The organism is Lysobacter sp. N42 (assembly GCF_004344885.1).
On sequence record NZ_SKFB01000006.1, the window covers coordinates 154,898 to 178,939 of the forward strand.

Annotated in this window: 28 protein-coding genes and 3 pseudogenes; 15 read left to right on the forward strand and 16 right to left on the reverse strand. The window is 71.4% G+C overall.

The features are described 5' to 3' along the window. Positions 1–47 precede the first annotated feature (47 nt). The 3 genes from EYQ95_RS12920 to upp all read right to left on the reverse strand — a co-directional run bounded on the left by EYQ95_RS12920 (position 48) and on the right by upp (position 1,487). Positions 48–248: a hypothetical protein gene (locus EYQ95_RS12920; protein WP_132327623.1), complete on the reverse strand. Its 201-nt coding sequence runs from the start codon at positions 246–248 to the stop codon at positions 48–50. Positions 249–318: 70 nt separating this feature from the next. Then, positions 319–807 carry a YciI family protein gene (locus tag EYQ95_RS12925; protein WP_132327624.1) on the reverse strand — a complete coding sequence of 163 codons (489 nt, stop codon included), beginning with the start codon at positions 805–807 and terminating at the stop codon, positions 319–321. Positions 808–854: 47 nt separating this feature from the next. After that, positions 855–1,487 (reverse strand): uracil phosphoribosyltransferase, encoded by a 633-nt coding sequence (gene upp, locus EYQ95_RS12930; RefSeq protein ID WP_132327625.1) that lies wholly within the window; start codon positions 1,485–1,487, stop codon positions 855–857. Between upp and EYQ95_RS12935 the strand changes: the two genes are divergently transcribed. Continuing rightward, positions 1,486–2,343, forward strand: a complete 858-nt coding sequence (locus EYQ95_RS12935; RefSeq protein ID WP_132327626.1) for an alpha/beta hydrolase — start codon at positions 1,486–1,488, stop codon at positions 2,341–2,343. The genes upp and EYQ95_RS12935 overlap by 2 nt on opposite strands. Here the strand turns inward: EYQ95_RS12935 and EYQ95_RS12940 are convergent. From EYQ95_RS12940 to EYQ95_RS26800, 4 genes and pseudogenes are all read right to left on the reverse strand, one after another. After that, positions 2,300–2,638 carry a zinc ribbon domain-containing protein YjdM gene (locus EYQ95_RS12940; protein WP_132327627.1) on the reverse strand — a complete coding sequence of 113 codons (339 nt, stop codon included), beginning with the start codon at positions 2,636–2,638 and terminating at the stop codon, positions 2,300–2,302. The two genes, EYQ95_RS12935 and EYQ95_RS12940, sit on opposite strands and share 44 nt — an antisense overlap. Positions 2,639–2,768: 130 nt before the next feature. Next, complete coding sequence (locus EYQ95_RS26980; protein ID WP_256432823.1) at positions 2,769–4,175, reverse strand: M13 family metallopeptidase; 1,407 nt, start codon at positions 4,173–4,175, stop codon at positions 2,769–2,771. Between the two features lie 56 nt (positions 4,176–4,231). Further along, positions 4,232–4,591 (reverse strand): annotated as a pseudogene (locus tag EYQ95_RS26985) (M13 family metallopeptidase N-terminal domain-containing protein); the annotation flags it as partial. A 51-nt stretch (positions 4,592–4,642) separates the two neighbouring features. Next, a complete protein-coding gene (locus EYQ95_RS26800; RefSeq protein WP_243699916.1) occupies positions 4,643–4,906 on the reverse strand; it encodes a hypothetical protein in 264 nt (87 codons plus the stop codon). Between the two features lie 312 nt (positions 4,907–5,218). Here EYQ95_RS26800 and EYQ95_RS12950 point away from each other — a divergent pair, with 312 nt between their 5' ends. After that, the gene (locus EYQ95_RS12950) at positions 5,219–5,527 is read left to right on the forward strand and encodes a hypothetical protein (RefSeq protein ID WP_132327628.1); all 309 of its coding nucleotides are present in this window, start codon (positions 5,219–5,221) and stop codon (positions 5,525–5,527) included. Positions 5,528–5,592: 65 nt separating this feature from the next. Here the strand turns inward: EYQ95_RS12950 and EYQ95_RS12955 are convergent, their stop codons facing one another. The 3 genes from EYQ95_RS12955 to EYQ95_RS12965 all read right to left on the reverse strand — a co-directional run bounded on the left by EYQ95_RS12955 (position 5,593) and on the right by EYQ95_RS12965 (position 8,147). Then, positions 5,593–6,510, reverse strand: a complete 918-nt coding sequence (locus EYQ95_RS12955; RefSeq protein ID WP_132327629.1) for a dienelactone hydrolase family protein — start codon at positions 6,508–6,510, stop codon at positions 5,593–5,595. An 84-nt stretch (positions 6,511–6,594) separates the two neighbouring features. Further along, positions 6,595–7,107 (reverse strand): hypothetical protein, encoded by a 513-nt coding sequence (locus tag EYQ95_RS12960; RefSeq protein ID WP_132327630.1) that lies wholly within the window; start codon positions 7,105–7,107, stop codon positions 6,595–6,597. Between the two features lie 113 nt (positions 7,108–7,220). After that, entirely contained in the window at positions 7,221–8,147 is a 927-nt protein-coding gene (locus EYQ95_RS12965) for a M14 family metallocarboxypeptidase (protein WP_132327631.1), read from the reverse strand. A 67-nt stretch (positions 8,148–8,214) separates the two neighbouring features. On the opposite strand from EYQ95_RS12965, the gene EYQ95_RS12970 reads away from it, so the two are divergent. From EYQ95_RS12970 to EYQ95_RS12980, 3 genes are all read left to right on the forward strand, one after another. Beyond that, positions 8,215–9,096 carry an SAM-dependent methyltransferase gene (locus tag EYQ95_RS12970; RefSeq protein ID WP_207916419.1) on the forward strand — a complete coding sequence of 294 codons (882 nt, stop codon included), beginning with the start codon at positions 8,215–8,217 and terminating at the stop codon, positions 9,094–9,096. A 613-nt stretch (positions 9,097–9,709) separates the two neighbouring features. Next, the gene (locus EYQ95_RS12975; RefSeq protein ID WP_132327633.1) at positions 9,710–10,450 is read left to right on the forward strand and encodes an NAD(P)/FAD-dependent oxidoreductase; all 741 of its coding nucleotides are present in this window, start codon (positions 9,710–9,712) and stop codon (positions 10,448–10,450) included. Between the two features lie 57 nt (positions 10,451–10,507). Further along, positions 10,508–11,125 (forward strand): trimeric intracellular cation channel family protein, encoded by a 618-nt coding sequence (locus tag EYQ95_RS12980; RefSeq protein WP_132327634.1) that lies wholly within the window; start codon positions 10,508–10,510, stop codon positions 11,123–11,125. A gap of 6 nt (positions 11,126–11,131) precedes the next feature. On the opposite strand, the gene EYQ95_RS12985 is transcribed toward EYQ95_RS12980, so the two are convergent. Beyond that, positions 11,132–11,689 carry a DUF3228 family protein gene (locus EYQ95_RS12985; protein WP_132327635.1) on the reverse strand — a complete coding sequence of 186 codons (558 nt, stop codon included), beginning with the start codon at positions 11,687–11,689 and terminating at the stop codon, positions 11,132–11,134. Between the two features lie 178 nt (positions 11,690–11,867). On the opposite strand from EYQ95_RS12985, the gene EYQ95_RS12990 reads away from it, so the two are divergent. Continuing rightward, positions 11,868–12,980 (forward strand): alkene reductase, encoded by a 1,113-nt coding sequence (locus tag EYQ95_RS12990; protein ID WP_132327636.1) that lies wholly within the window; start codon positions 11,868–11,870, stop codon positions 12,978–12,980. Between the two features lie 15 nt (positions 12,981–12,995). Here EYQ95_RS12990 and EYQ95_RS12995 read toward each other — a convergent pair whose 3' ends face one another. Then, positions 12,996–13,769, reverse strand: a complete 774-nt coding sequence (locus EYQ95_RS12995; RefSeq protein ID WP_132327637.1) for a DUF2189 domain-containing protein — start codon at positions 13,767–13,769, stop codon at positions 12,996–12,998. 77 nt (positions 13,770–13,846) lie between these two features. On the opposite strand from EYQ95_RS12995, the gene EYQ95_RS13000 reads away from it, so the two are divergent. The 4 genes from EYQ95_RS13000 to EYQ95_RS26990 are packed head-to-tail and all read left to right on the forward strand — an operon-like array spanning position 13,847 to position 15,376. Next, the gene (locus EYQ95_RS13000) at positions 13,847–14,680 is read left to right on the forward strand and encodes a methyltransferase (RefSeq protein ID WP_370451242.1); all 834 of its coding nucleotides are present in this window, start codon (positions 13,847–13,849) and stop codon (positions 14,678–14,680) included. After that, positions 14,677–15,003, forward strand: coding sequence for a YkgJ family cysteine cluster protein (locus tag EYQ95_RS13005; protein ID WP_132327638.1), 327 nt, complete (start codon positions 14,677–14,679; stop codon positions 15,001–15,003). Before EYQ95_RS13000 ends, EYQ95_RS13005 begins: the two co-directional genes overlap by 4 nt. Next, positions 15,000–15,233 (forward strand): hypothetical protein, encoded by a 234-nt coding sequence (locus EYQ95_RS13010; RefSeq protein WP_132327639.1) that lies wholly within the window; start codon positions 15,000–15,002, stop codon positions 15,231–15,233. The genes EYQ95_RS13005 and EYQ95_RS13010 overlap by 4 nt, the downstream gene beginning before the upstream one ends. An 11-nt stretch (positions 15,234–15,244) precedes the next feature. Beyond that, complete coding sequence (locus tag EYQ95_RS26990) at positions 15,245–15,376, forward strand: hypothetical protein (RefSeq protein ID WP_256432822.1); 132 nt, start codon at positions 15,245–15,247, stop codon at positions 15,374–15,376. Between the two features lie 6 nt (positions 15,377–15,382). Here the strand turns inward: EYQ95_RS26990 and EYQ95_RS13015 are convergent, their stop codons facing one another. Then, entirely contained in the window at positions 15,383–16,414 is a 1,032-nt protein-coding gene (locus EYQ95_RS13015; protein WP_132327640.1) for an NAD(P)-dependent alcohol dehydrogenase, read from the reverse strand. A 75-nt stretch (positions 16,415–16,489) separates the two neighbouring features. Next, complete coding sequence (locus tag EYQ95_RS13020; protein ID WP_132327641.1) at positions 16,490–16,867, reverse strand: STAS/SEC14 domain-containing protein; 378 nt, start codon at positions 16,865–16,867, stop codon at positions 16,490–16,492. 436 nt (positions 16,868–17,303) lie between these two features. Between EYQ95_RS13020 and EYQ95_RS27070 the strand changes: the two genes are divergently transcribed. The 4 genes and pseudogenes from EYQ95_RS27070 (at position 17,304) to EYQ95_RS27085 (ending at position 20,166) form a co-directional block, all read left to right on the forward strand. Next, entirely contained in the window at positions 17,304–17,489 is a 186-nt protein-coding gene (locus EYQ95_RS27070) for a hypothetical protein (protein WP_343142182.1), read from the forward strand. 48 nt (positions 17,490–17,537) lie between these two features. Continuing rightward, positions 17,538–19,364: pseudogene (locus tag EYQ95_RS27075) on the forward strand (TonB-dependent receptor plug domain-containing protein); the annotation flags it as partial. 286 nt (positions 19,365–19,650) lie between these two features. After that, positions 19,651–19,977 (forward strand): annotated as a pseudogene (locus EYQ95_RS27080) (TonB-dependent receptor); the annotation flags it as partial. A gap of 45 nt (positions 19,978–20,022) precedes the next feature. Further along, positions 20,023–20,166, forward strand: coding sequence for a hypothetical protein (locus tag EYQ95_RS27085; protein ID WP_343142195.1), 144 nt, complete (start codon positions 20,023–20,025; stop codon positions 20,164–20,166). Between the two features lie 191 nt (positions 20,167–20,357). On the opposite strand, the gene EYQ95_RS13030 is transcribed toward EYQ95_RS27085, so the two are convergent. Further along, on the reverse strand, positions 20,358–21,266 hold the full coding sequence (locus EYQ95_RS13030; protein WP_132327642.1) for an acyltransferase: 909 nt from the start codon (positions 21,264–21,266) through the stop codon (positions 20,358–20,360). A gap of 193 nt (positions 21,267–21,459) precedes the next feature. After that, positions 21,460–22,032, reverse strand: coding sequence for a hypothetical protein (locus tag EYQ95_RS13035; RefSeq protein WP_165924725.1), 573 nt, complete (start codon positions 22,030–22,032; stop codon positions 21,460–21,462). Positions 22,033–23,029: 997 nt separating this feature from the next. Here EYQ95_RS13035 and EYQ95_RS13040 point away from each other — a divergent pair. Next, entirely contained in the window at positions 23,030–23,893 is an 864-nt protein-coding gene (locus EYQ95_RS13040) for a sensor domain-containing diguanylate cyclase (protein WP_243699917.1), read from the forward strand. Positions 23,894–24,042 lie beyond the last annotated feature (149 nt).

Below are 24,042 nucleotides of genomic sequence, written 5' to 3' on the forward strand. Positions count from 1 at the left end.
ATGCTCCATTGGTAGCGCAGGAACTATTCAACGCGCGTGAGGCCGGCCTAGCCGCGCACCGCCGTCACCAGGCCCGTCAGCACCAGCAGCAATGCCGCCCACCATGCCACCAGGCCGATCCGGGCCGGCAGGCTGCCCTGTTTCCAGATCGATGGAACGGTATGCGGACGGCGGCCGACCCTGAACAGCACGAGCGCAAGCGCGAAGAGAAGCAGGCCGGCAATGACCGGCAGTAAGGTGGACAGCAAGTGGAGCCCCCGGATCGCGGTGGCGCGCAGCCTGTCAGCGCCGCCGTGACGCGCCGGTGTGCGCGCCGGGTCAGCGTGCGGGCGTCAGGCGCTCGTGGATCTCCGGGAGCATCATCGTGGCGGCGGAGCCGTACCACGGGTGGTACTCGGCCACCATCTCGCCCTCGCGGATGACCGGGTCGGACTCCGTGAGCCGCCGCGCCTGCTCGACATCCTCGACGGCCAGCACGAACAGGCCGCGCCAGCCGGCCGGATCGGAGACGAACGGCCCGGCCAGCACCCGCCTGCCCTCCTTGGTCAGGCGTTCCATGTTGGCGAAATGGCCGGCGAACATCGCCTTGCGCGCCTCGCCGTCCGGCATCCGCCGCGGGCCGGTCTTGAGCACCACGAGCACGTAGCGGCGCATGCCGTTCGCGTCCGCTCCCAGGCGGCTGGCCAGCGCCTCGTCGAAGGTGGCGGGGCCGGGAGGCGCCTTGGCCGGCTCGGCGGCGCCGGCATGCGCGGCGATCGCGCCGGCGAGGAGGACGGCAAGGCCGGTGAAGGCAATCGGTCGCGGCATGGCGGGGCGCCTTTCGGGGAGACTGGCTCAAACGATAGCGCCGTGGCTCAGCGCAGGCGCGTGCCGAAGATGCGGTCGCCCGCATCGCCCAGGCCCGGGAGGATGTAGCCCTGCTCGTTGAGGCGCTCGTCCACCGATGCCACCACGACCTCCACGTCCGGATGCGCCGCCTCCAGCGCGCGCAGGCCCTCGGGCGCGGCCACCAGGCACAGGGCCTTGATGCGCCGCGCGCCGGCGGCCTTGAGCATGTCGACGGTCGCCACCAGCGTGCCACCGGTGGCGAGCATGGGATCGAGCACCAGCGCGATGCGGTCGCCCATGCCGCCGACCAGCTTCTCGTAGTAGCTCACCGCCGCCAGCGTCTCCTCGTCGCGCTGCAGGCCCACCACGCTCACCTTGGCGGCCGGCACCAGCTCGAGCACGCCAGGCAGCATGCCCAGGCCGGCGCGCAGGATGGGAACCAGCGTGACCTTGCGGCCCTTGATGCGCCGCACGCGCACGGGGCCCGCCCAGCCCTGCTCGATGTGCTCCTCGGTGGGCAGGTCGGCGGTGGCCTCGTAGGTGAGCAGCGTAGCCACCTCGGAGGCGAGGTCGCGGAACTCCTTGGTGCTCAGCCCGGCCCGGCGCATCAGGCCGAGCTTGTGCTGGACGAGGGGATGGCGCACTTCGGTGACTTTCATGGCGGGCGTCGCGGCGGAAACCGCACAAGTCTGCACGATCGCCTTGATCCCCTGCAGGCGCGCCGCGCGCTACACAGGATGCCCGGCCCATGCGAGACGCGCGATGCGGACACCCGGCGAGCCCGTACGCGGGCAGTCCTATGCCTTCGATTTCGTGACGCTCGAGCCGCGCCCCGAAGCGCCGCGCACGCTGGCGGTGCTCCTGCACGGCGTCGGCGGCGACGAGACGCAGCTCGCCGCACTCGGCGACCGCCTGCCGGAAGACGCGCTGGTGGCCATGCCGCGCGGCCAGCGCACGATCAGCGGCGATCGCCTCGGCTGGTTCCGCGAGGGGCTGAGCGAGGACGGCCCGCAGGTGGTGGAAGACGAGGCCGAGGAGGCCCGCGCGCGGCTGGTCGAGTTCGTGCAACGGCTCCAGGAGCGCTTCGACGTGCCGCCCGCGCGCACGGTGCTGGCGGGCTTCAGCCAGGGCGGCATGCTGGCGGCGGCGGCCGCGCTGACGGGACCCGGGCTGGTTGCCGGCTTCGCGATGGCGGGCGGGCGGATCATGCCGGAACTCGCACCGCGGCTTCCGCACGCCGGCATGCCGGCGGAACTGCATGCGCTCGTCGTCCACGGACGGCATGACGAGGTGCTGCCGGTGGACTGGGCCACGCGCGCCGTCGACCTGCTCACCGGGCTCGGCATCGCGCGGGAACTGCGGCTGCACGAGGCGGGTCACGAGCTCACCGCCGCCATGGAGCGGGACATCGCCGCCTGGTACGCCTCGCAGGATCGTCCGTGGATGCGCGCCGACGCCGGCGTCCCGGACCTCAGGCCTTGCGCAGGAAGCAGGTCTTCAGCACCAGGCCCTTGATGCGGTCGGAGTTGCCCTCGATGTGCCCGGCATCGCCCTCGACGAGGCGGATGCCGCGGATCAGCGTGCCCTGCTTGAGCGGGATCGAGCTGCCACGCACCTTGAGGTCCTTGATGACGACGACGCTGTCGCCCTCGGCGAGTGCGTTGCCGTTGCAGTCGCGAACGACCGCCACGCCCTCGGCCGCCGCATCGCCCGCCGCCCATTCGTGTGCGCAGTCGGGGCAGACGAACACGGCGCCGTCCTCGTAGGTATGGGCCGAGCCGCAGGCCGGGCAGGACGGGTACGTGGACATCGCGGGCGCTCGCCGGAACGGGTGCGCAGTCTAGGGCCTGTTCACGCTATCCCGTGCACGCCGCCGAGAAGACGACGGCGGCACATGGCCGCCGTCGTCGTGTCGCATGGCGGGCCGGAGCCCGCGCCGATCACCAGATGCGCACGCGATCCTGCGGCGCGATGTACAGCGGGTCCTTCTCGGTCACGCCGAAGGCCTCGTACCAGGCGTCGACGTTGCGCAGCGGCGCGAACGCGCGGATCTGTCCCGGCGAGTGCGTGCCGTTGACCAGCTGCTGGCGGAGCGCGTCGTCACGCCACAGCGTGCGCCAGACCTGCGCCCAGCCCATGAAGAAGCGCTGCTCGCCGGTGAACCCGTCGAGCACCGGCGCGGGCTTGCCGCCCAGCGAACGCCGGTAGGCCTCCAGCGCGATCGTGATGCCGCCGAGGTCGCCGATGTTCTCGCCCATCGCCACGCGGCCGTTGATGCGCATGCCGGGCAGCTGCGGGAACTCGTAGCTCTCGTACTGCGCGCCCAGCTTCGCGGCCTGCGCCTCGAACTTCGCCGCGTCCTCGGCCGTCCACCAGTCGCGCAGCAGGCCGGCGCCGTCGCTCTTGCGGCCCTGGTCGTCGAAGCCGTGGATGATCTCGTGGCCGATCACGCCGCCGATCGCGCCGTAGTTCACGGCCGGGTCCGCGTCGGGGTCGAAGAACGGCGGCTGCAGGATCGCGGCCGGGAACACGATCTCGTTCTTCACGGGCGAGTAGTAGGCATTGACCGTCTGCGGCGTCATGCCCCACTCGCCCTTGTCGACCGGCTGGCCGATGCGCGCGCGGTCGTAGTCCCACTCGAACTTCGCGGCGCGCTCGGCATTGCCGAACACGTCGCCGGCGACGATCTTCAGGCCGCTGTAGTCACGCCACTTGTCCGGATAGCCGATCTTCAGGCCGAAGCCCTCGAGCTTGGCCAGCGCTTCCTTGCGGGTGTCGGCGCCCATCCACTCCAGCGCGTTCAGGCGCGTGCGCATGGCCGCCTTCACGTTGGCCACCAGCGCGTCCATCTTCGCCTTGGCATCGGGCTTGAAGTAGAGCTGCACGTAGTCGCGGCCGATGGCCTCGCCCATCGCGGCCTCGGCGAAGGCCACGCCGCGCTTCCAGCGCTCGCGCTGCTCCGGCTGGCCGGAGAGGAACTTCGAGCGGAACTCGAACTCGGCATCCACGAAGGCCTTCGACAGCAGCGGCGCGGCCTGGTCGGTGGTGTGGAAGGCCTGCCAGGCCTTCAGCGTGTCGAGGTCGGCGGCGGCGAAGATCGCGGCCATCTTCGGAAATGCGCTGTCTTGGCGCAGGACGACGCGCGGGCTCGACTCCACGCCCGCCTCGGCGAGGAAGCGCGCCCACGGGAAGCCCGGGGCCTTCGTCGCGAGCTCGGCGGTGGCGACGGGGTTGTAGGTCCTGTCGCGGTTGCGGCTCTCGGCGCGGGTCCAGTGCGCTTCGGCGATCTTGGTCTCCAGCGCGAGGATGGCGGCGGCGTTCTCGGCCGGCTTCGGCCAGCCCGCCAGCCCGCCAGCCCGAGCATCTGCGCGATGTAGGCCTGGTAGCGCTCGCGCTGCGGCGCGAACTTCTCGTCCAGGTACATCTGGCGGTCGCCCAGGCCCAGGCCGGACTGGCTCATGTAGAGCGTGTAGCGGTCCGGATCCTTTTGGTCGTCGGAGACGCCCATGCCGAAGAAGCTGCGGCCGAAACCGGCATTGGAGCGGCCCATCAGCGCGGCGATGTCCTCCTTCGACTTCGCCTTGCGGATGGCGTCGAGCGCGGGCTGCAAGGGCTTGGCGCCGAGCTTCTCGATCGCCGCCTCGTCCATGAAGCCGCGGTAGAGCGCGGAGATCTTGGCCTGGTCGCCGCCGGTGGCGGGGTCGGCCGGCGGGTAGCTCTCCACCAGCTGGCGCACGCGCGCTTCGGACAGGTCGCGCAGCACGGCGAAGCCGCCGTAGCTCGAGCGGTCGGCCGGGATCGGCGTGGTCTTCGCCTAGGTTCCGTTGACGTAGCCGAAGAAGTCGGTGCCCGGCTTGACGCGGGTGTCCATGCCGTCGGTGTCGATGCCCCAGCGGCCCAGGCGCTTGGCTTCGATGGCGGTGGCGGTCGCGGCACCGGAGCCGGCACCGCTGTCGTCGGCGTAGAGCGCGCGCAGGTCGCAGGCGGCGTCGAGGCAGCCCTCGGACTCGTCGGCATGCAGCGGGGCGGCGAGCGCGAGCGCGGCGCCGGTGGCCAGTGCGAGCAGGGTCTTCTTCAAGTCGGTTCTCCCGGCGCCGTGAGTGGCGCGTGACGACCGTCGAGGATACGGCGCCGCGCCGCCCGTAGACCTGGGCCGGAAGTCCCGGACGGCTGCCGGCGCGCCAACGGTTCAGGCGGACGGCGCGTTCCCGGTGCCCCGGCCCGGTGGCGCGCACGCGTCCCTCACCGGGGCGGCCGCATAAGGCGGATATCGCCGGCGCGACCTGCGACCCGCGCACGGCGCCCTTTCCGGATGCCGCATCGAACCGGATCCCTGCGCGCGGCCCGTCCGCCGGCCGCACCACGCGCCCGCAGCCACGGAGTACGACCGATGAACGCCCTCCCGCCCCTCGTTGCCCTGCTCGCCCTCGCGCTGACCGCCTGCGCCACCTCCGGCGACGAGCCGCCCCCGGCCCGCGTGGGCACCACCTCGAATGCGCCCGCAGGGGCGGCGGCGGCCGCGGCGGCCGGCAGCCGCGCCGTCGGCGCCTATGGCGCGGTCGGCACGTCCGACGATGTCCGCGGCCGCACCAGTTCCAGCAGCGCCTCGCAGCTCAGCGGCCGGGCCACCATGGCAGGCAGCGATTCGGGAACGTCGCGCGACGTGTCGGACGACGACGAGGAAGAACCGCCGCGCTGAGGAGCGGTTCGCGACACGCGGCTGCGGGAGGGTCGTCGCGACGCGCGGGGTCGGCGCGCGCCGCGTTAGCCGCCGCGACCATCCGTGCGCCCGCCGCGCAGCGCGCGGTCGAACAATGCCATCGCGCGCTTCCAGGCCTCGCGGGCGGCGGCCTCGTCGTAGCGGGGCGTGGTGTCGTTGTGGAAGCCATGCTGCGTGCCGGGTGGCTGGTAGAGCGCATAGCGCGCCCCCGCCCGCTCCAGTGCCGCGCGATACGCCGGCCAGCCGGCATTGATGCGCTCGTCGTTGGCCGCCAGCACCACCAGCAGTTCGGCGCGGATCCTGGGCACGTCTTCCACCGGCGGGGCGCTGCCGTAGAAGGGCGCCGCGGCCAGCACGTCGCGACGCTGCACGGCAAGGAAATTGGCCATGCCGCCACCGTAGCAGAAGCCGATCACGCCCAGGCGCCCATTCCCGCCCCGGATCTTCACCAGCATGTCCGCCGCGGCCAGGAAGTCCTGACGGGTTTTGGCCTGGTCGAGTTTCGCGAACGCGCCGCGGGCCTCGTCCTCGTCGCCCGGGTAGCCGCCCAGCGGGAACAGCGCATCGGGTGCGAAGGCGATGTAGCCCTCCAGCGCCAGCCGTCGGGTCACGTCCTCGATGTGCGGATTGAGCCCGCGGTTCTCGTGCACGACCAGCACCACGGGCAGGCTGCCGCGGGCCTTCGCCGGTCGCACCAGATACCCGCGACCCGTGCCGTATCCCTTGGGCGAGGGGAACCGGACGTAGCGCGCATCCAGCCGCGCATCGTCGGGCGCCACCTGGCGCGCTTCGGCGAACCGCGGGCTCAGTGCGGCCAGGAGGCCGGCGGCGGTGGTCGCACCCACGGCGAAGCGCGCCGCGCCGGACAGGAACTCGCGCCGGTCGATCAGCCCGTGCACGTAGCGGTCGAAAAGGCGGAGGACTTCGGGGTGGAAATCGTCGGCGGTCTTTCGCGTGGCCATGGGGGCGGCTCCGTCCAGGCATCCGGCGACGATACTCCCTGACCGACGGCGCGGCGCGCGCATGCCCCGCCGCCCCGCTGCCGCTCAGCCCGCCTTCGCGCAGCGCAACCGCACGAGCCCGCTGTCGGCATCGACCAGCCCTTGCCCGCCGTCCGCCAGGCCGAAGCGGTAGTCGCGCTCCCAGGTTTCGCCCTCGCCGGCGAGGGCGAGCGTTACCACCAGCGCATCGCCCTCACCCCGCGCCCGCAGCACGCGTCCGCGGCTTTCGTGGAACCCCACCGCGTCGGCCGCGATGAGGAGCCGGCTGGTCTCGCCGCTGCTTTCGCAGGCACCCTGGGCCGCGTAGAGGCCGTGGAAGCGCGCGGGGATCGTCGCGCCGTCGAACGGTTCGTCCCGCATCTCCGCCACCGGGCCGGGCGCCGCGGGGGCGTCGGCCGCGGCCCCGTCCCCCTGCGCTGCCGCCGCGGGGCCGTTGCCGGCCACCTGCCCGCGCGCCGGGGCGGCCGAAGGCGCCGTGTCCTGCATGCGCCCGTCGTCCGGTGCCGAGCATGCGGCGAGCAGCCAGAGGAAGGCGGCGCAGGCGACGGGGTTTCTCACAGGCGTTCTCCACGGCGAGCGGCCACTGTCGCCTGCCAGCTGCCTGCATGGCGTGGACGGGGTGGGCCGCCGCGCCGGCAGCCTCGGCCACCGCCCGCGCCGGGGCCCGATCCTCAGCCCTGCGCCAACGCGTAATCCAGCGCCGCACGTACCGCGGCCACCTGGGCCTGCACGCACTGCTCGGGCGTGGCGGCCGCGCTGTCGGGATAGACCTCGGTCGTGGTCACGTAACGCGCATCGGTAATGCCGGCGCAGAGGCCGAGTTCGCGCACCGGGTAGTGGATGACGCCGGGCGCGACCACCGGCGAGCCGATGATCTGGCCCTGCGCATCCGGCGGGGCGATGTGGGTGACGCGCGACACCGCCTCGATGATGGCCTGCTGGAAACCCGGCTGCGGATTGGCGGCGTCGCCGACGACGTAGAAGCCATCGGGAATGCCGCCGGGCTCGAAGGGCTTGCCGTCGCGCGCCGCCAGCGCGGGCCGGAACTCGCTCTCGTCCGTGTCGGTGGTTTCGTGCAGGTCCACGTGCACCAGCACGCGCGCGCGCAGCGGCGCCAGCAGATCCATGAGCGCGGCCGACTCCTGCGCGGGGCTGTTCTCGCGGAAGGAACGGTTCGGGTCCACCGCATCGGGGTTCCAGCGGTGGATGCGTTCGTAGGCCCAGGGGCTCACGCAGGGCGCCACCAGCACGTCCATGCGCCCGGCATGGTCGTGCATGTGCTCTGCCGCGAAACGCAGTGCGCCGTGCACGCCGCTGGTTTCGTAGCCGTGCACGCCGCCGGTGACGAGCGCGATCGGACGGTCGCCGCTCCAGTTGCGGCTGCGGATCGCGACCAGGGGGAAGACGCCGTCGTCGCCATAGTCCAGCCGCCCGTACTCGACGACGTCCAGCTGCCCGCGCAGCGCGTCCACGGCGCGCAGGACATCGTCGGCATAGCTGCGCTGGCGTACCTGGCGGGCACGCCACGCGGCACGTTCCGCCGGGCCCCAGGGCCGGCCCGGCTCACCGATGGGATAGAAACGGGCGATCGCGTTCATGGCGTGGCAACTCGGATGGGGCGCCGACTCTAGCACCGGGCACGAGGCGCGCTGCCGCGCGCCGCGCATGCGACCATCCGCGCCGCGAACCCGACGAGGCGTCTCCGTGCCCCGCTACTCCGCCCCCCTGCTGACGCACCACGATGCGGCCGCGCTGCGCACCGCCCGCGATCGCCGCGAAGCCTCGTGGGAAGGTTCGCTGGATCTGGGACGCTCCACGGACATCGCACGCCTCCACGCGGAGGCCTGGGAATGGCGCGGCGTCGCCTATCCCTACCCGGAGGGCCTGAAGGACCGCACGCTGTACTACTGGACCGGGGATGGTTTCGCGCCGGTCGCGCGCTACGCCGGCTCGCTGATCAAGCTGGTGCCGACCGGATGGGGCGTGCCCACCTTCGAGATCGACGGCATCAAGATGCTGCCCACGTCGAAGGCGTCGCCGCTGGAGGATGCGCGGCGCAAGGTGGCGCTGGTGCAGCCGCGTGGCAAGGCGGTGCTCGATACCTGCGGCGGCCTGGGCTACTTCGCCGCCGGCTGCCTGGAGGCCGGCGCGGCCAGCGTGCGCTCGTTCGAGAAGAATCCCGACGTGCTGTGGCTGCGCAGCCTCAACCCCTGGTCGCCCGATCCGGATGCGCCGGAAGCCGGTGGGCGACTCCGCCTATCGCAGGGCGACGTGTCCAAGGAAATCGCGGGCCTGGCGAGCGGCTCGTTCGACGCGGTCCTGCACGACCCGCCGCGCTTCGGCATCGCGGGCGAGCTGTATTCGCAGGCCTTCTACGCGCAACTGGCGCGCGTGCTGCGACGCGGTGGCCGCCTCTTCCACTACACCGGCAGCCCCAACCGGCTTACCAGCGGCCGCGATGTTCCGCGCGAGGTGGCGCGACGCCTGGCCACCGTCGGCTTCGAGGCGCGCCCCGAACTCGACGGCGTGTTCGCGATACGACGCTGACGGCGCCGCTTCCGCAACGGTCGCTTAACGGTACCCGCAGGAATCACGCGGAGCTGACCCGTGCCTGCCGAGCATCGCCCTGCAGCCCGGACGGTGGGCTGGAGGGGAGACCTGTGAACACGCGCCAAGCCGAACGCTCCGCCGCCTTTCTTCTTGTCGGGCTGCTCGCACTGAACGTCGCGCTCATCATCTGGTGAGCCTACAGCCCGAGAGCTTCCGTGCCGCGAAAGCGGCAAGGAACACGGCGCCGTGCACACGCCTGAAGGGACTGTCGCCACGGCGGATGTCGGGATAACTCCACGTCACCAGCGAAGTGCCCCACAAAGAAGCCCGGCATTCCGCGCGCATGTCCCCTGGACAGCCCGACCGCGCTCGCCCGCGCCAGCGTCGCCACCGCCGGCAAGTTCGACTGCTGTGCGCCGACGGCGCAGCGCCCGCGATCGCTCACGAAGCGGCGCAGCTTCGACCCCCATGGGACGTTCCGGCTGGAAAGCCCGGGGACCACGCGCGGCCTGCGGCACGCGAGCCCAGGTCGCGCCCCGAGCACGCGCCAGACGGCCGCCACTTCGCAGAGGCGGCCGAGCGAACGCTGCTCAACGAACTGCCCGCGCCGATGACCCGGCGCATCGAGCAGGTGCGCCTGTACGCGCCCAGCCTCGCGCAGGTCGCGCTCGCCGCGCCGGGCTACTACTTCCTCACCACCGACACGCCCGCCGTGATGCGCTGGCTGGCCGAACGGATGCGCGCCCAGGGCGTCGACCTGCGCCTCGGCTCCGCCTTCACCGGGGCGCGCCGCATCGCGCAGCCCGACGCGCTTCACTGCTTCATCAGCAAGCGTTACGCGCCCGGCTACATCGGCTGGATCGCGCAGAGCCCGGCCGGCATCCAGGCCGGGCTGGCCTTGCGTCACGACCCCGCCCGCGCCCGCGTGCCCGACATCGACGGCTTCCTGCTGCGCGTCGGGCAGGCCGGCGGGCTGCCTCGTCACCTGCGACCCGGGCATACGCGTGCCGGCCTCATTCCGTGCAGCGGGCCGGTGTTCGACATGGCCCGTGACGGAGCGATCCTGGTCGGCGACGCCGCCGGCATCGTCTCGCCGCTGACCGCCGGCGGGATCCATTCGGCCTGGGAGCACGGCTGGGCCGTGGGACGGGCGCTCGCGGCGCATCTTCGCGACGGCGGCCCCGCGCCGGAACCGGCGGCCATCGACGCCGCGCCGCGCTTCCGCACCAAGCGGGCGCTGCGCTGGGCCTACGACCGCCTGCAGTTCGACTGGCCCTTCGACCTGCTGCTGCACTCCCCGCCCCTGCGCTGGGCGGCCGAGCGCGTCTACTTCCACGCGGGCCGTCGCTGAAGGCTGCCGCGCCGTGTCCGCGCCGCTACCATGCCGCGTCCCTCCGCGCCGCGTCCCATGTCATTCGGCTTCGTCACCGCGATCGACTTCATCGGCAGCTTCGCCTTCGCCATCAGCGGGGCGACGGCGGGCGTGCGCCGCGGCCTGGATCTGTTCGGCGTGCTCGTGCTCGCCTTCGCGGCCGCCAGCGCGGGTGGCATCCTGCGCGATGCGCTGCTGGGCGCGACCCCGCCCGCAGCCCTGCTGGACTGGCGCTATCCCGCGCTCGCCGCCGTCGCCGGGCTCCTCACGTTCTATCGCTACGAAACCATCGAGCGGCTGCGCAACCCGGTGCAGCTCACCGATGCCGTGGGCCTGGGCCTGTTCGCCGTGATCGGTGCGGGCAAGGCGCTCGACCACGGGGTCGGGCCGGTGGGTTCCGTGCTGCTCGGCGTGCTGACCGGCGTGGGCGGCGGCATCGTGCGCGACGTGCTCGTCATGCAGATTCCCGGCGTGCTGCAGCGCGAGCTCTACGCCGTCGCCGCGCTGCTCGGCGCCCTGGTGGTGGTGTGCGGACGCGCCCTCGACCTGCCGCCCGCCCCCGTGGCCGGGGCGGGCGCGCTGGCCTGCATCGCGCTGCGCGTGCTCGCCATCCGGCGCGGCTGGCAGCTGCCCGTCGCGCGACCGCGGGGTTGAACCGCCTCAGCCGCGCCAGTTGGCGTGGCCGCGCCAGAACTCCACGCTGCGGCGATAGGCCTCGCGATCGATCGGCACGCCCGAGCCGCCCTCCTCCACGCCCAGCGCATTGCGCATCATGGTGATCGGCGCCATCGGCGTCTCCTCCGGCTCCATGGTGTACATGCAACCCACCACGCCCCAGTCGGCATCGATCGCCGTGCCCTCCCTGGCCAGCTGCGCGCGGCTGTAGAGGATGGGGATAAGGAAGTTCGCCACGGGCGGCTCCAGCCCCTCGAACCAGCGCACCAGTACGGGCAGCTCGTCGGTAGTGCGGGCCTCGTAGTCCGAGCGCAGCAGGTGGCGGTTGCCTTCGGTGATCGGCACGGCCAGGCAGCGGGTGGAAGTCCAGTTGCGGTGCACGTGCAGCTTGCAGAACGGCGCATAGCCATCGAGCACCCGCAGCGGCGGCACCGTGTTGAGATGCTCGACGAACTGCGCGGGCGTGATGTCCTGGATGGTGTTGCGGCGCGGCTCGCGCGGGAACAGGCGTGGACGGGCGAAGTCGGTCAGGACGATGGACATGGCGCGGGCACGGGCGGAAAACGCGCATTATCGAGCGACCATGGCATGCGCGCCGGGCGTCCGCCGGCCGCCGTGTCGCCCACATGCATGCCCGCGCAACACTGCGTCGCGGCCGCTTTGAGCTGTGGCTAACCCGGCCGCCCCCATCTTCGTGCTTCCCCCGACATGCGATGACGCCATGGCCGTATCTCCGTCGCCCGTTCCCGCCGTGCCTTCCCTGTTCGACCCCGTGCGCATCGGCGCCCTCGAGCTGTCCAACCGCATCGTGATGGCGCCCCTGACCCGCAGCCGCGCGGGCGAAGGCCTGGTGCCGTCGCCGCTCGCGGCCGAGTACTACGGCCAGCGCGCCAGCGCGGGGCTGATCATCAGCGAGGCCACGCAGGTGGGGCCGCTGGCCCAGGGCTACATCGCCACCCCCGGCATCTACACGCGCGAGCAGGTGGAGGGCTGGCGGCGCGTCACCGACGAGGTGCATCGCCGCGGCGGACGCATCGTGGTGCAGCTCTGGCATGTCGGCCGCGTTTCGCACGTCTCGCTGCTGCCGCCCGGCGAAGTGCCGGTGGCTCCGAGCGCGATCCGCGCGTCCACCAAGACCTTCGCGCCGGAAGGCTATGTCGACGTCTCCGAACCGCGTGCGCTCGGCATCGACGAGATCCCCGGCGTCGTCGAGGAGTTCCGCCAGGCCGCGCGCAATGCGATCGATGCCGGTTTCGACGGCGTGGAAGTGCACGGCGCCAACGGCTATCTCATCGACCAGTTCCTGCGCGACGGCAGCAACCGGCGCGACGACGCCTACGGCGGCAGCATCGAGAACCGCACGCGCCTTCTCTTCGAAGTGGTGGAGGCGGTGGCGCGCGAGATCGGGCCGGAACGCACCGGCGTGCGCCTGGCGCCCGTCACGCCGGTGAACGACATGCACGATTCCAACCCGCAGGCGCTGTTCGAACGCGCGGTCGAGCGCCTGGACGCGCTCGGGATCGCCTTCGTGCACGTCATCGAGGGTGCCACCGGTGGGCCGCGGGACAACCTGCCCTTCGACTATGCCGCCCTGCGCGCGAAGTTCCGCGGCGCGTGGATCGCAAACAACGGCTATGACCGCGACATGGCGGAAGCCGCGGTGCGCGAGGGTCGGGCCGACGCCGTGGCCTTCGGCCGCGCCTTCATCGCCAACCCCGACCTGGTGCGCCGCCTGCGCGAGAACGCGCCGCTCAACACGCCCGACCGCGACACGTTCTACGGCGGTGGAGCCAGGGGCTATACCGACTATCCCGCGCTCGACCCGGCGCCCTGAGCCGGCGGCCGGCGCTCAGTCCAGCGCCGGCCATCCTTCCGAATCGAGGATGGCGCGGTAGCCGTGCCAGGCCGCATAGGCCAGCCATGGCATCACCAGCACCAGGCCGACGAAGGCGGTCGCGATTCCCAGCGCCGTCAGCAGCGCGATCAGAACCGCCGATACCGCGCAGGCGGGCTTGTTGCGCAGCACCGCGTTCACGCTCGACAGCAGCGCCGTGACCATGTCGACGTCGCGGTCGGCCACCATGGGCAGCGAGAACGCGCTCGCCGCGAAGGTGAGCGCGGCGAAGACGGCGCCGATGGCCGAGCCTATCGCCAGGAATTCCACCAGCGATCGCAGGCTGCCGTCCTCGATAGTCACCAGCGCGTTCACCACCATGCCGGCGCGTGACCACAGCAGCAGCACGATCATCTGCACGATGCCGAATACCGCGGCCTGCCCGGCGATGCGCCGCGCGCGCCCGACGCAGTCGGCGGCACGGGGCGGGTGTCCGCGTTCGAGCGCGCGACTGACGCCGTAGAGCGCCGCCCCCAGCAGCGGCGCGACGAATACGAAGCCCGACAGCAGCGCGGCCAGCAACGCGAAGCGGCCCAGCCACCAGCCCATGGCCGCGACCAGCAGGCTCACCAGCGCCACCACCAGGCCGAAGGCCGCGCTCAGCCCGGGCGCCTGTCGCAGGTCGCGCCAGCCCGCGGCGAGCCAGGCGAAGGGCGCGTGCCAGGGCACGTGCCGGCAGGGCACGAGGAAGGGCCGCTCCGCCGCGGAATCCACCCCGATCCGGTCCATCGCGCCCTCCCCGACGCCCTGGCTACCGTCCCAACGCTGCGCTGCGCGGCTCGCCGGCGTCAAGCGGAAAACGCTTCATGGACGGCCGCGACATGAGCCGATTCCGCCGGGTGTCGTTCAGCCGGGCGCCATGTCCACGACCCGCGCGGCGCCCGATCGGCGTAGGATGGGGTCTCGGTTCCATACGCGCGCTTCGCCGGCCCCGGCCGCCCGTCTCGCTCTCTCCACGCGCACCCGCCTTTCGCGGACGCCCCTTCGGGAGCAGCGTCATTCCCGGTTATTCCACACGCATCCAGGAAGTCGCCGTCCACGGCGACGTCTGGAAGCTGCGCGTTCTGAGCGATCGCCAGCAGTTCGCCGATCCGGACGGCCATGCCGCCGATGCCGGCACTTCCAGTGCGCAATGGCCCCTGTTCGGTCAGCTCTGGGCCTCAGGCGAGCAGCTTGCCCACGCCATGCACGACCACGACGTCGCCGGCAAGCGCATCCTCGAACTCGGCTGCGGCATCGGCTTGGCGAGCCTGGTGCTGCAGCGCCGCGGCGCTGACGTCGTCGCCTCCGACGTGCATCCGCTCGCCGAGCCTTTCCTCGCATACAACGCCGCGCTCAACGGACTGCCGGCCCTGCACTACCGCCGCGTGGACTGGACGCGACACCTCCCCACGCTCGGGCGTTTCGACCTCGTGATCGCAAGCGACGTGATGTACGAACCCGGCCAGGCGGAGTTGCTGGCCGATGCCATCGCGGGCTATGCCGACGACGAGGCGGAAGCCGTGGTGGTCGACCCCGGCCGCGGACCGGGCGCGCACCTGCCGCGCGCCCTGGCCGCACACGGCTTCGTGCCCCTGCGGGCCAGTGGCGAGGCCCGCATGCGCACGCGTTCCTTCCGCCGCGAACGGGTGGCCGCATGAGCGCCGTCCTGGCCGAGCCCGTTGCCGACTGCGCGCGCTGCGACGCAGTCTGCTGCCGGTTGACCGTGGTCGTGCAGCCCGAGGACGGCATCGCCGAGCACCTGACCACGGAGCTCGGAGGCCTGCGCGTGATGGCGCGCGACCAGGAGGGCTGGTGCGTGGCCATCGACGCCGCGCGCATGTGCTGCTCGATTTACGACGCACGCCCCGAGGTCTGCCGACGCTTCCGCATGGGCGGCCCGTACTGCGAGGCAGTGCGCGAGGACTACCAGCGCGACGGCCGCAGCCGCATCGAATCCACCCTGCTCGGAGGAGCACTGTGAGCACGAAGACCAGCACGCCGGCGTCCGCGCCGTTCAACCGCCGCGCCGATGTCTCGCGGCAGATCACCAGCGAGCACATCAGCGCGCACATGGCGGCATTCAGGGCGGCCGGCGGCACCGTGGAGGTGCTCGGCAACACGCCGATGCTCAAGAACATCAAGCCGGCCGAGCCCGTGGCGGATGCGGTCGCACCGGTCGTTCGCGCGCGTGGCACGCGCCGCACCCCCTGACGGAGAATCGCATGCCCAAGCCGAACTACGCCTTCGAGAAGCGTCAGCGCGAGATCGCCAAGAAGAAGCAGAAGGACGAGAAGGACGCCCGCAAGCGCGAAGCCCGCGCCGCGAAGGCGACCGAGCCCGCGCCCGCGCGCTGACCCGAGTCAGGGCGTCAGCACGGCGCGGCCGCGGATGCCGCCCGCGGCCAGCCGCTGGTACACCTGGGGCGCCTGCTCCAGCGGGAATCGCTCGACCTGCGCACGGATGCGGCCCTCCTGCGCCAGCGCGATGACTTCCATCAGCTCGGTTCGCGAGCCCCAGTACGGCACCTCCACGGTGCATCCGTAAGGCGGGTTGTTGGCCGCATAGCGCAGCACGCCGCCGGCCAGGCCGATGATCGCGATTCGGCTGTCGCGGCCGACCACGCGCGCGGCGAGATCGACCGTGGCCTGCGAGCCGACGATGTCGAACACCGCCTTCGCGCCACGCGGGCCGGTGATCGCACGGATGGCCTCGAATGCGCTCTCCGCATCGCGGGTGTCGATCGTATGCCGCACGCCCAGCTCTCGCGCATGCGCCAGCTTGGCCTGGTCGACATCGCAGGCGATCAGCGTGCACGCGCTGAGCGCCTGCAGCAGCTGCACCGCCATGTGGCCCAGTCCGCCGATTCCGATGACCACCGCGCAGGTGTCCGGCGTGAGCTCCGGCAGGGCCTTGCGGATCGCGTGATAGGGCGTGAGCGCCGCATCGCTCAACGGCGCCGCCGCCACCGGGTCCAGCGGGCCCAGAGGCACCAGCAGCCGCGGCGACGGCACCAGCATGTATTCGGCCATGCCGCCGTCCGAGCCCAGCCCGCCGCCGAAGGACACGATCGCGGCGTGGTTCTCGCAGTAGTTCTCGGCCGATGTCTGGCAGGTGCGGCAGCGCCCACAGCCCCAGGGGCCGTACACCGCCACCGCATCGCCCTCCTTGAAGCCCTGCACGCCCTCGCCCAGCGCCGCCACGTGGCCCGCGTTCTCGTGGCCCAGCGTGAACGGCCCCTGGAAGCCGAAGTCGTGCTCGAGGATGTGCAGGTCGGAGTGGCAGACGCCGGCGCCGGCCACGCGCAGCAACACCTGGCCCGGGCCAGGTGCGGGTACCGGAAGGTCCACCACTTCCGCGGGTCGCCCGGGGGCGATGAAACGAACGGCCTTCATCTCGGTCCTCCTCCGCTGGATGCACCGCACGTGGCGATTCCGCATCGTTGGTTGCCGGCGTCGTGCGCGGCGCGCTCAGCCGCGCGCGCCCGCACCCACCCAGGCCAGCGCCTGCTCGCGTTGCGACGGCTCGAAGACGCGGTAGCTCACGAACGGCAGCAGGGCGCTTTCGGCGCGGGTGAGCCAGCGAACCCATGCCTGGTCGGCCACCACGGCGATGCGCCCGAACTGGCCGAGCCGCCCGAGCAGCGGCGTCGCACGTGCCGTGTGCGCACGCAGCCCGTCGAGTTCCAGGCCGTCGATACCGCGCGTCTCCAGGTAGACATGCACCGTGCCATGCCGGGCCAGCGCGGCCTGGAGGCGCTCGAGCACGGCGTCGAGGTCCGCGCTCGTGATCCGCTCGGCGACGCACACGGCCACGGTGTCGTCTGCACTGTCGATGACCTGCAGCATGGCGATCTCCGGAAGTTGCGAGGTCCGCATGGTCTCCCATGCGCTGTCGACTGCGCGTGGCCTTCGCAGCGGCTGCGGGCCTTCTTTCGCGCGGGCCAGAGGCCCTGTTCGTGCGTGCACGCACGCGCCACCACACGGATGGCGGGCCGGCACGACCTGCATCGCCGTTAGCACACGACTGCACGGTTGCCGACTGCATGCGTCGCAGTTTCGTACGCCACGCATATACGCATCGCGCATGAGCACATGGCGAGACGGAAGATGCGAATACGACAGGTCGCGTGAGCGGTTAAGCGAACGCCGTGCGCTTCAGCAAGCGTTCCATTTGACGTGCGATGCGAGCGTCGTGCGGATGTTAGGTTTCCGTTGGTCAATGACCTGACGTCCATGCAGCACGGAGGCTGTTATCTCTTTCCCAATCGGGGTTATCCACTAGATGTCGCTCAAGCAAGTCACGATGGTCCGCAGCCGCCTGACCGGCGCGCTGCTCATTGCCATGTTCATGCCCGCCGCCGCGTGGGCCCAGGAAGCCACCTCGTCCACGGACGACACGCCCGCCGCCGAAGCCGAGCCGCAGCAGGAACTCGAACGCGTCGTCGTCACCGGCTCGCTCATTCCGTAGACCGCCAAGGAAACGTTCACCCCCGTCACCGTCCTCTCGGCCGAGGACATGAAGGCGCGTGGCTTCGTCAGCGTGTCGGACGCGCTGCAGCAGAGCTCGTTCTCCACCGGCGGCGTGCAGGGTGGCCAGACGTCCGCGGGCTTCACCCAGGGCGCGGAGACGATGAGCCTGTTCGGCCTCTCCGTGGGCTACACGAAGTACCTGATCGACGGCCGCCCGATGGCCGACTATCCGGCGCTGTACAACGGCAGCGACACGTTCAACAACATCCGCGGCATCCCGATCGACCTCGTCGAGCGCATCGAGATCCTGCCCGGCGGCCAGTCGTCGCTGTACGGCTCCGACGCGATCGCGGGCGTGGTCAACGTCATCCTGAAGAAGCGCCTGGACGCGCCGGTGCTCAGCGCGCGCGTCGGCGGCCACAGCGAAGGCGGCGGCGAGAGCGCGCGCGTCAGCGCGGCGACCACCTTCTCGGCGCTGGACGACCGCTTCAACCTGCTCGTCGGCACGCAGTACGAAAAGCGCGAGCCGATCTGGGGCTTCGAGCGCGACATCACCCGGCAGTACAACCGCAACGGGACCACGCCCGCCCTGGCCAGCCGCGACCTGCTGGTCTACGGCTACCGCAACATCGGCACGGCCGGCTTCGACGACTACGGCTACGTGTTCCCGACGGGCGCGACCTGCTCCAACGTCACCGGCTTCTTCGGCGGCACCGAAGCCCTGCAGACACGCCCGGGCTACGGGCAGTACTGCGGCTCGCTGTTCACCCCGGGCTATCGCACGCTGATGAACGGCAAGGAGGCCGCGCAGGCCTCTGTGCATGCCACCTACGACCTCGGGGCCAACCACCAGCTCTACGGCGACGTGCTCTACAGCCGCGAGAACGTGCGCTACCACGCCGGCGCGGGCTATAACGGGTGGGGCACGGGCGTGAAGTGGGGCTACTTCTACGATCCGGCGGTCGACGGCTTCGTCAACCTGCAGCGCGGCTTCGCGCCCGAGGAGTTCGGCGAGGGCGGCTACGAGGACGCCATGGACATCGCCAAGAGCCGCTCCTGGCCCGCCACGCTCGGTGCGCGCGGCGTGGTCGGCGAGACCGGCTGGGGCTACGACGCGTTCGTCTCGGGCACGCGCTACGCGCTCGACGAGCACGGCTTCGCGCGCCTGGCCGATCCCATCAACGACTGGTTCGAGCAGAACGTGCTCGGCCCGCAGCTGGGCGTCGACCCGTACTTCGGCGAGTACCCGGTGTTCACGCCCGACTACGGGCGCTTCGACTCGCCCATCTCGCCCGCCGACCTGGCCAGCTTCACCGGCTACATCCGCTCGCGCAGCAGCACCTCGGACGTGCTCAGCCGCGTGCAGCTGACCAACAGCGCGCTGTTCGCGCTGCCGGGCGGCGATACCGGCGTCGCGCTCGCCGTCGAAGGCGGACACCAGACCTGGGACTACACGCCCGACGCACGCCTCCTGAACGGCGAGATCTGGGGCACCACCGCGGTGAGCGGCGGCGGCAGCCGCGATCGCTACGCGGGCATCGGCGAGCTGCGCCTGCCGGTGCTGGAGCCGCTGACCGTGTCGCTGTCGTCACGTTACGACCGGTTCGCGCCCGACGGCGCCGACAGCGTCGGCAAGGCCACCTACTCGCTGGGCCTGGAGTACCGCCCGGTGCAGAGCCTGCTGCTGCGCGGCAAGTACGGCACGGCGTTCAAGGCGCCCACCCTGGCCGACCAGTTCCAAGGCGAGAGCGGCTACTACTCGTTCGTGCCCGACTACTACGCCTGCCAGCAGCAGGGCTACGGTCCGTCCGACATCGACAACTGCCCGGCGCGCTACAGCAGCGTGCAGTACTTCGGCACCACGTCCGGCAGCCTGGACCTGCGCCCGATGAACGCCGACGTCTGGAGCGCGGGCGTGGTCTGGGCTCCAGACGGCGAAGTTCTCGGTCGGCGCGGACCTGCACCACTGGGAGATCACCGACGAGGTGGGCCAGCAGAGCGCCGCCGGGCTGGCGCTGCGCGAGATCTACTGCCGTACCGGCACCGCCGGCTACGACATCAATTCGCCGGTCTGCCAGGACGCGATCTCCAAGATCGTCCGCGACAGCACGGGTGCCATCGTCGAGATCTGCACGCCCAAGGTGAACGAGGCGCTGGAGGTGCTGAGCGCGCTCACGCTCAACGCCAGCTACCGCGTCGGCATCGGCAGCTTCGGCGACCTGCTCTTCCGCGGCTCCTACACCAACAACCTCAAGCACGAGTTCACGCAGTTCGCGGGCGACGAGCCCATCGACCTGCTGCGCAGCCCGGGCTGGAGCTGCGACCCCAAGAGCAAGGCCAACGCGTCGGTGACCTGGAGCCGTGGCAACTGGGGTGCGACGCTCTACGCCAACCGCATCGGCCACACGCCGAACTACCGGGCCCGCGTCGACGATTCGTACGAGGATCCGGCCGCGCGCAAGCTGGCGCCGTTCACGCTGTACAACCTGAGCATGGACTACCGCCCGACGGACGCGCTGTCGCTGTCGCTCATGGTCAACAACCTGCTCGACGAGATGCCGCCGCTGGACGCGAGCTACCCCGGTAGCTCCGACGAGCCCTACAACAGCGCGCAGTTCAATCCGTACGGCCGTGCGCTGTACCTCGAGGCGCGCTGGGAGTTCGGCGCCAGGTAAGCCCATGGCAAGGCGGCGGGGCGCGCCCCGTCGCCCCTCTCTCTCCCGGCGGGGCGCGTCACGACGCCGCAGCCATGGTTCGACCTCGAAAGGCCCTGCCGTCCGCGGCGGGGCCTTTTCCTGTTCGCATCCGCGGCAATGCCGCCCCCCCACGAGCACGAGCGGGGCAACATGCAGCCACGATCGCCCGCTCAGGCGCGCGTGGCCTCTGGCGTGCCGTCACCGCCCGCCAGCAGGCGCTCGACCATGGCGTCCTTCTCCTCCCACAGGCCGTTCATCCATTGCTGGAAGCGCACGCGGAAGGCGCGATCGTTCTGGTAGTCGCCGCCGAGCAGTTCCTGCGGAATCGGCCGCTCCCGCACGTGCATGCGCACCTCGCGCACGCGCCCGCCGAGCAGGTCGGCAAGCGACGGGCGTCCGCCGGGATAGGCGATGGTGACGTCGAGGATCGCGTGCAGACCGCTGCCCATCGCGTCGAGCACGAAGGCCACGCCGCCGGCCTTCGGCCTCAGCAGGTGCCGGTAGGGCGCGCCCTGGCGCGCATGCTTGGCCGGGGTGAAGCGCGTGCCCTCGACGAAGTTCACGATGGACACCGGGATCGCCCGGAACTTCTCGCAGGCGCGCCGCGTGGCCTCGATGTCGCGCCCGGCCAGCTCGGGGCGGCGTGCGATCTGCTTCTTCGTGTAGCGGCCCATGAAAGGGAAATCCAGTGCCCACCACGCAAGCCCCAGCAGCGGCACCCAGAACAGCTGGCGCTTGAGGAAGAAGCGCATCAGCGGAATGCGCCGGTTGAACACCTTCTGCATCACGATGATGTCCACCCAGCTCTGGTGGTTGGCCAGCATCAGGTAATGGCCGTCCGCGTGGAGGCGGGCGTCCATTGCCACGTCGATGCGCGTGGCGGTGAGCTGCCCCAGCGCCCAGCTGTTGACGCTGATCCAGCTCTCGGCGATGCCGGTCAGCAGCGGATCGCTCGCGCGGCGCAACCGCGCGGAGGGCAGCAGCGCCTTGAGCAGCGCCACGGCCAGCAGCGGTCCCACGTGGACGACGGTATTGAGGGCGATCAGCAGGAAGATCAGGGACAGACGCAGCAGGGACATGGACGCGCGCGGGCACCGTGGGGCGCACATTGTGCCGGCTCCCGCTGCATGCGCCGTCACGCGACGGACCGCGCCGCACATTCCCCGCCGCCGACCCGATCCGTACGGCGCCTGAAACGGGGCGGACGCGGGGCATGCCGCGCCGCCACGCCGGGTTCCGGTGCGTGGCCACGTGGTCACGCACCCCGGCGCGTCACTTCACCGGCACCATCAGGTGCTGGTAGGGCGTGTCCGGCCACATGACGTAGGGAACCGACGTGTCGGGCGAAGCGTCCCGCGGATAGGCCGCGTAGAACCCCGGGTCGGCACCTACGATCATGATGTGGGGCCCGGTCTTGACCCAGTGATTGCCGGCCGTGGGCGCCTTCGCGTGCGGATCGGTGTTGCTGGCATCGGTGCCACCGCCGAGCATGTAGATCAGCCCCACCCGTCCCGTCTTCGGGATCCCGCGCGTCATCCATGCATGCGCCCATTCCATCCCGGCTGCATCCATGCACATCGGATCCGGCCCGGGTGTCGTGGGGTTGTCGGGCATGCAGGTGAAGTTTCCGCTGCCGGTGCGCAGCGTCCGCATGCTGCCGTCCTTGTTCGCCACGACGATCGTCGCGGTCTCGGCGACCTTGCGCGGTGCGGCCGACATGGCGCTGCGGACGAGCGTCGCATCGGCGGAAGCGGGTTTCTTCTTCGTCGGGGGTGCCGCCACCGCGACTGCGGCCGCGAGGCCCGCTGCCATTCCCAGGATGCAGAGGCTGCCGTATCGGTTCATGGGGATGTCCTCCATCGTGCACGCAAGCGGCCGCGCCCGTGGGCACGCCGCGACGCCACTATCCGCCCATCGCGTTTGCGCCGCGCCTCATACGCGACCATCCGTCGGCCCGCATGCCTGCATGATGACGAGCGGGATACGAAACGAAGCGGCGTTGAAGTGCATGCTCCCGAAGCGGCCGAACCACTTGCCGGCCGCTTCGTAGCTGCCTGCGAGCGGGTGCGGCCGCCTCGTGCGGGCTGGCCGACAGAGCGCCGCGAAGTCGCATCGAGCCATCACCAGCAGAAATGGCTGTTCGACCGCAGGCGCTCCGCGCCAGGACGATGCGGCACCGGCAGACCGATCGGCGCTTGCCACCACGCCACCGGTCAATCGACGTCCCGGGAATGGGACTGCCGCCCCGGCGTCTCCTCGACTTCAGCGCTTCCACGGGTCGTAAGGCCCGTCGGGATACCAGTCCCTGGCATCGCTGCTGCGGCGGTGTGTTCCGGTCGGCACCGACAGCGAAGGCCACCCCGTCCTCAGCGGAGCGCGTCGTGGCGATGGCGGTGCGTGCCCGGTCCTGTGCTGCATCGGATGCAGCAATGTGCGGATCAAGGCGTTCATGACTCCTCCCACGCCGAGGCTCTCGCAGATACCGGGCCCGGTGCCGCCGGGCCGGCCGGACGCGTGCAGCGCCCGATCACTGCTTCCTCGGGCGACACCTACTCTGCCCGCATCGGGGCGGAATGTCGCGATTCGCACCTGTTGTGTTCATTGCGGAGTGCGGAAGAACAAGGCGGCGATGCCAACCGCCGATCGCGACGTGCTTGCACCGGCAGCGATGGCAGCCGCGCGCCGGCAGACGTCCTCGACCGGACAGGGTGGATCCGGCCGCATTCGCAGACCCGGCTGCAGTAAGGCGCACCCGGCCTCGTCCTGAAGCCGCCTCGCACGCGGTTGATGCCCCCTTCGCGTCCGTTCAAATCCACGCGCCGCAACCGGTCACAATGCGGGCATGACCGGCAAGCTGCCGCCCCTGACCGAGCTGCTCGACCTGATGCCCGACGCGCTCTGCGTGGTCGATGCCGACGGCGTGCTGCTCTACGCCAGCGCGGCCTTCGAGCGGATCCTGGGCTACCCGCGCGACACGCTGCTGGGCCGCCGCATGTTCGACCTTGTCCATCCGGACGACCGCGACGCCACCCGCCAGCAGGCCGCGCGCCTGATGCAGGGCCTGGGCGACCGCCACTTCCGCAACCGCTACCTGCACAGCGCCGGTCATGCGGTCGACCTGCTGTGGTCCGCCCAGTGGCTGCCCGAGCACGGCGTGCGCGTGGCCGTGGCGCGCGAGATCAGCGAGCTTCGCCGCGCCGAGCAGGACCTGGAGCATCGCGCCAACCACGACGCGCTCACCGGCCTGGTCAACCGCCGGCGCCTGCGCGAACTGCTCGAGCAGGCCCTGGCGCGCGCGGCGTGCACCGGCGAGGCGCTCGCCCTGCTCTATGTCGACCTCGACGGCTTCAAGGCCATCAACGACGAACGTGGCCACGACGCCGGCGACCGTGTGCTGGTCGAGGTGGCACGGCGCCTGCAGGCCGGCCTGCGGCATGGCGACGTGGTCGCGCGCATCGGCGGCGACGAGTTCGTCGCCCTGCTCCCCGGCTGCGATGCCGACGCCGCGCATACCCTGGTCGAGGCCATGCACGCCCAGCTCGCGCTTCCGGTGGAACTCGACGGCGGCCCACGGCGCATTGCCGCCAGCATCGGCGCCGCCGCATGTCCTGCCGACGGCTGCACGGCGGACGTGCTGCTGGACCATGCGGACGCGGCCATGTACGCGGCCAAGCGCGCGAGCATGCATGCGCGCGACCCGGGATGATGACGGTGATGCGTCGGCCTCCTCCGCCGGCCCGGCGGACGCCACATCCACGGGCCGCGACGCTGCGACGCGACGGCGCACCCGCACCCGCCACATCCGGCGCCTGATCGCGCGACGGCCCGCGCACGCAGCCGATGCGAACCGTACGA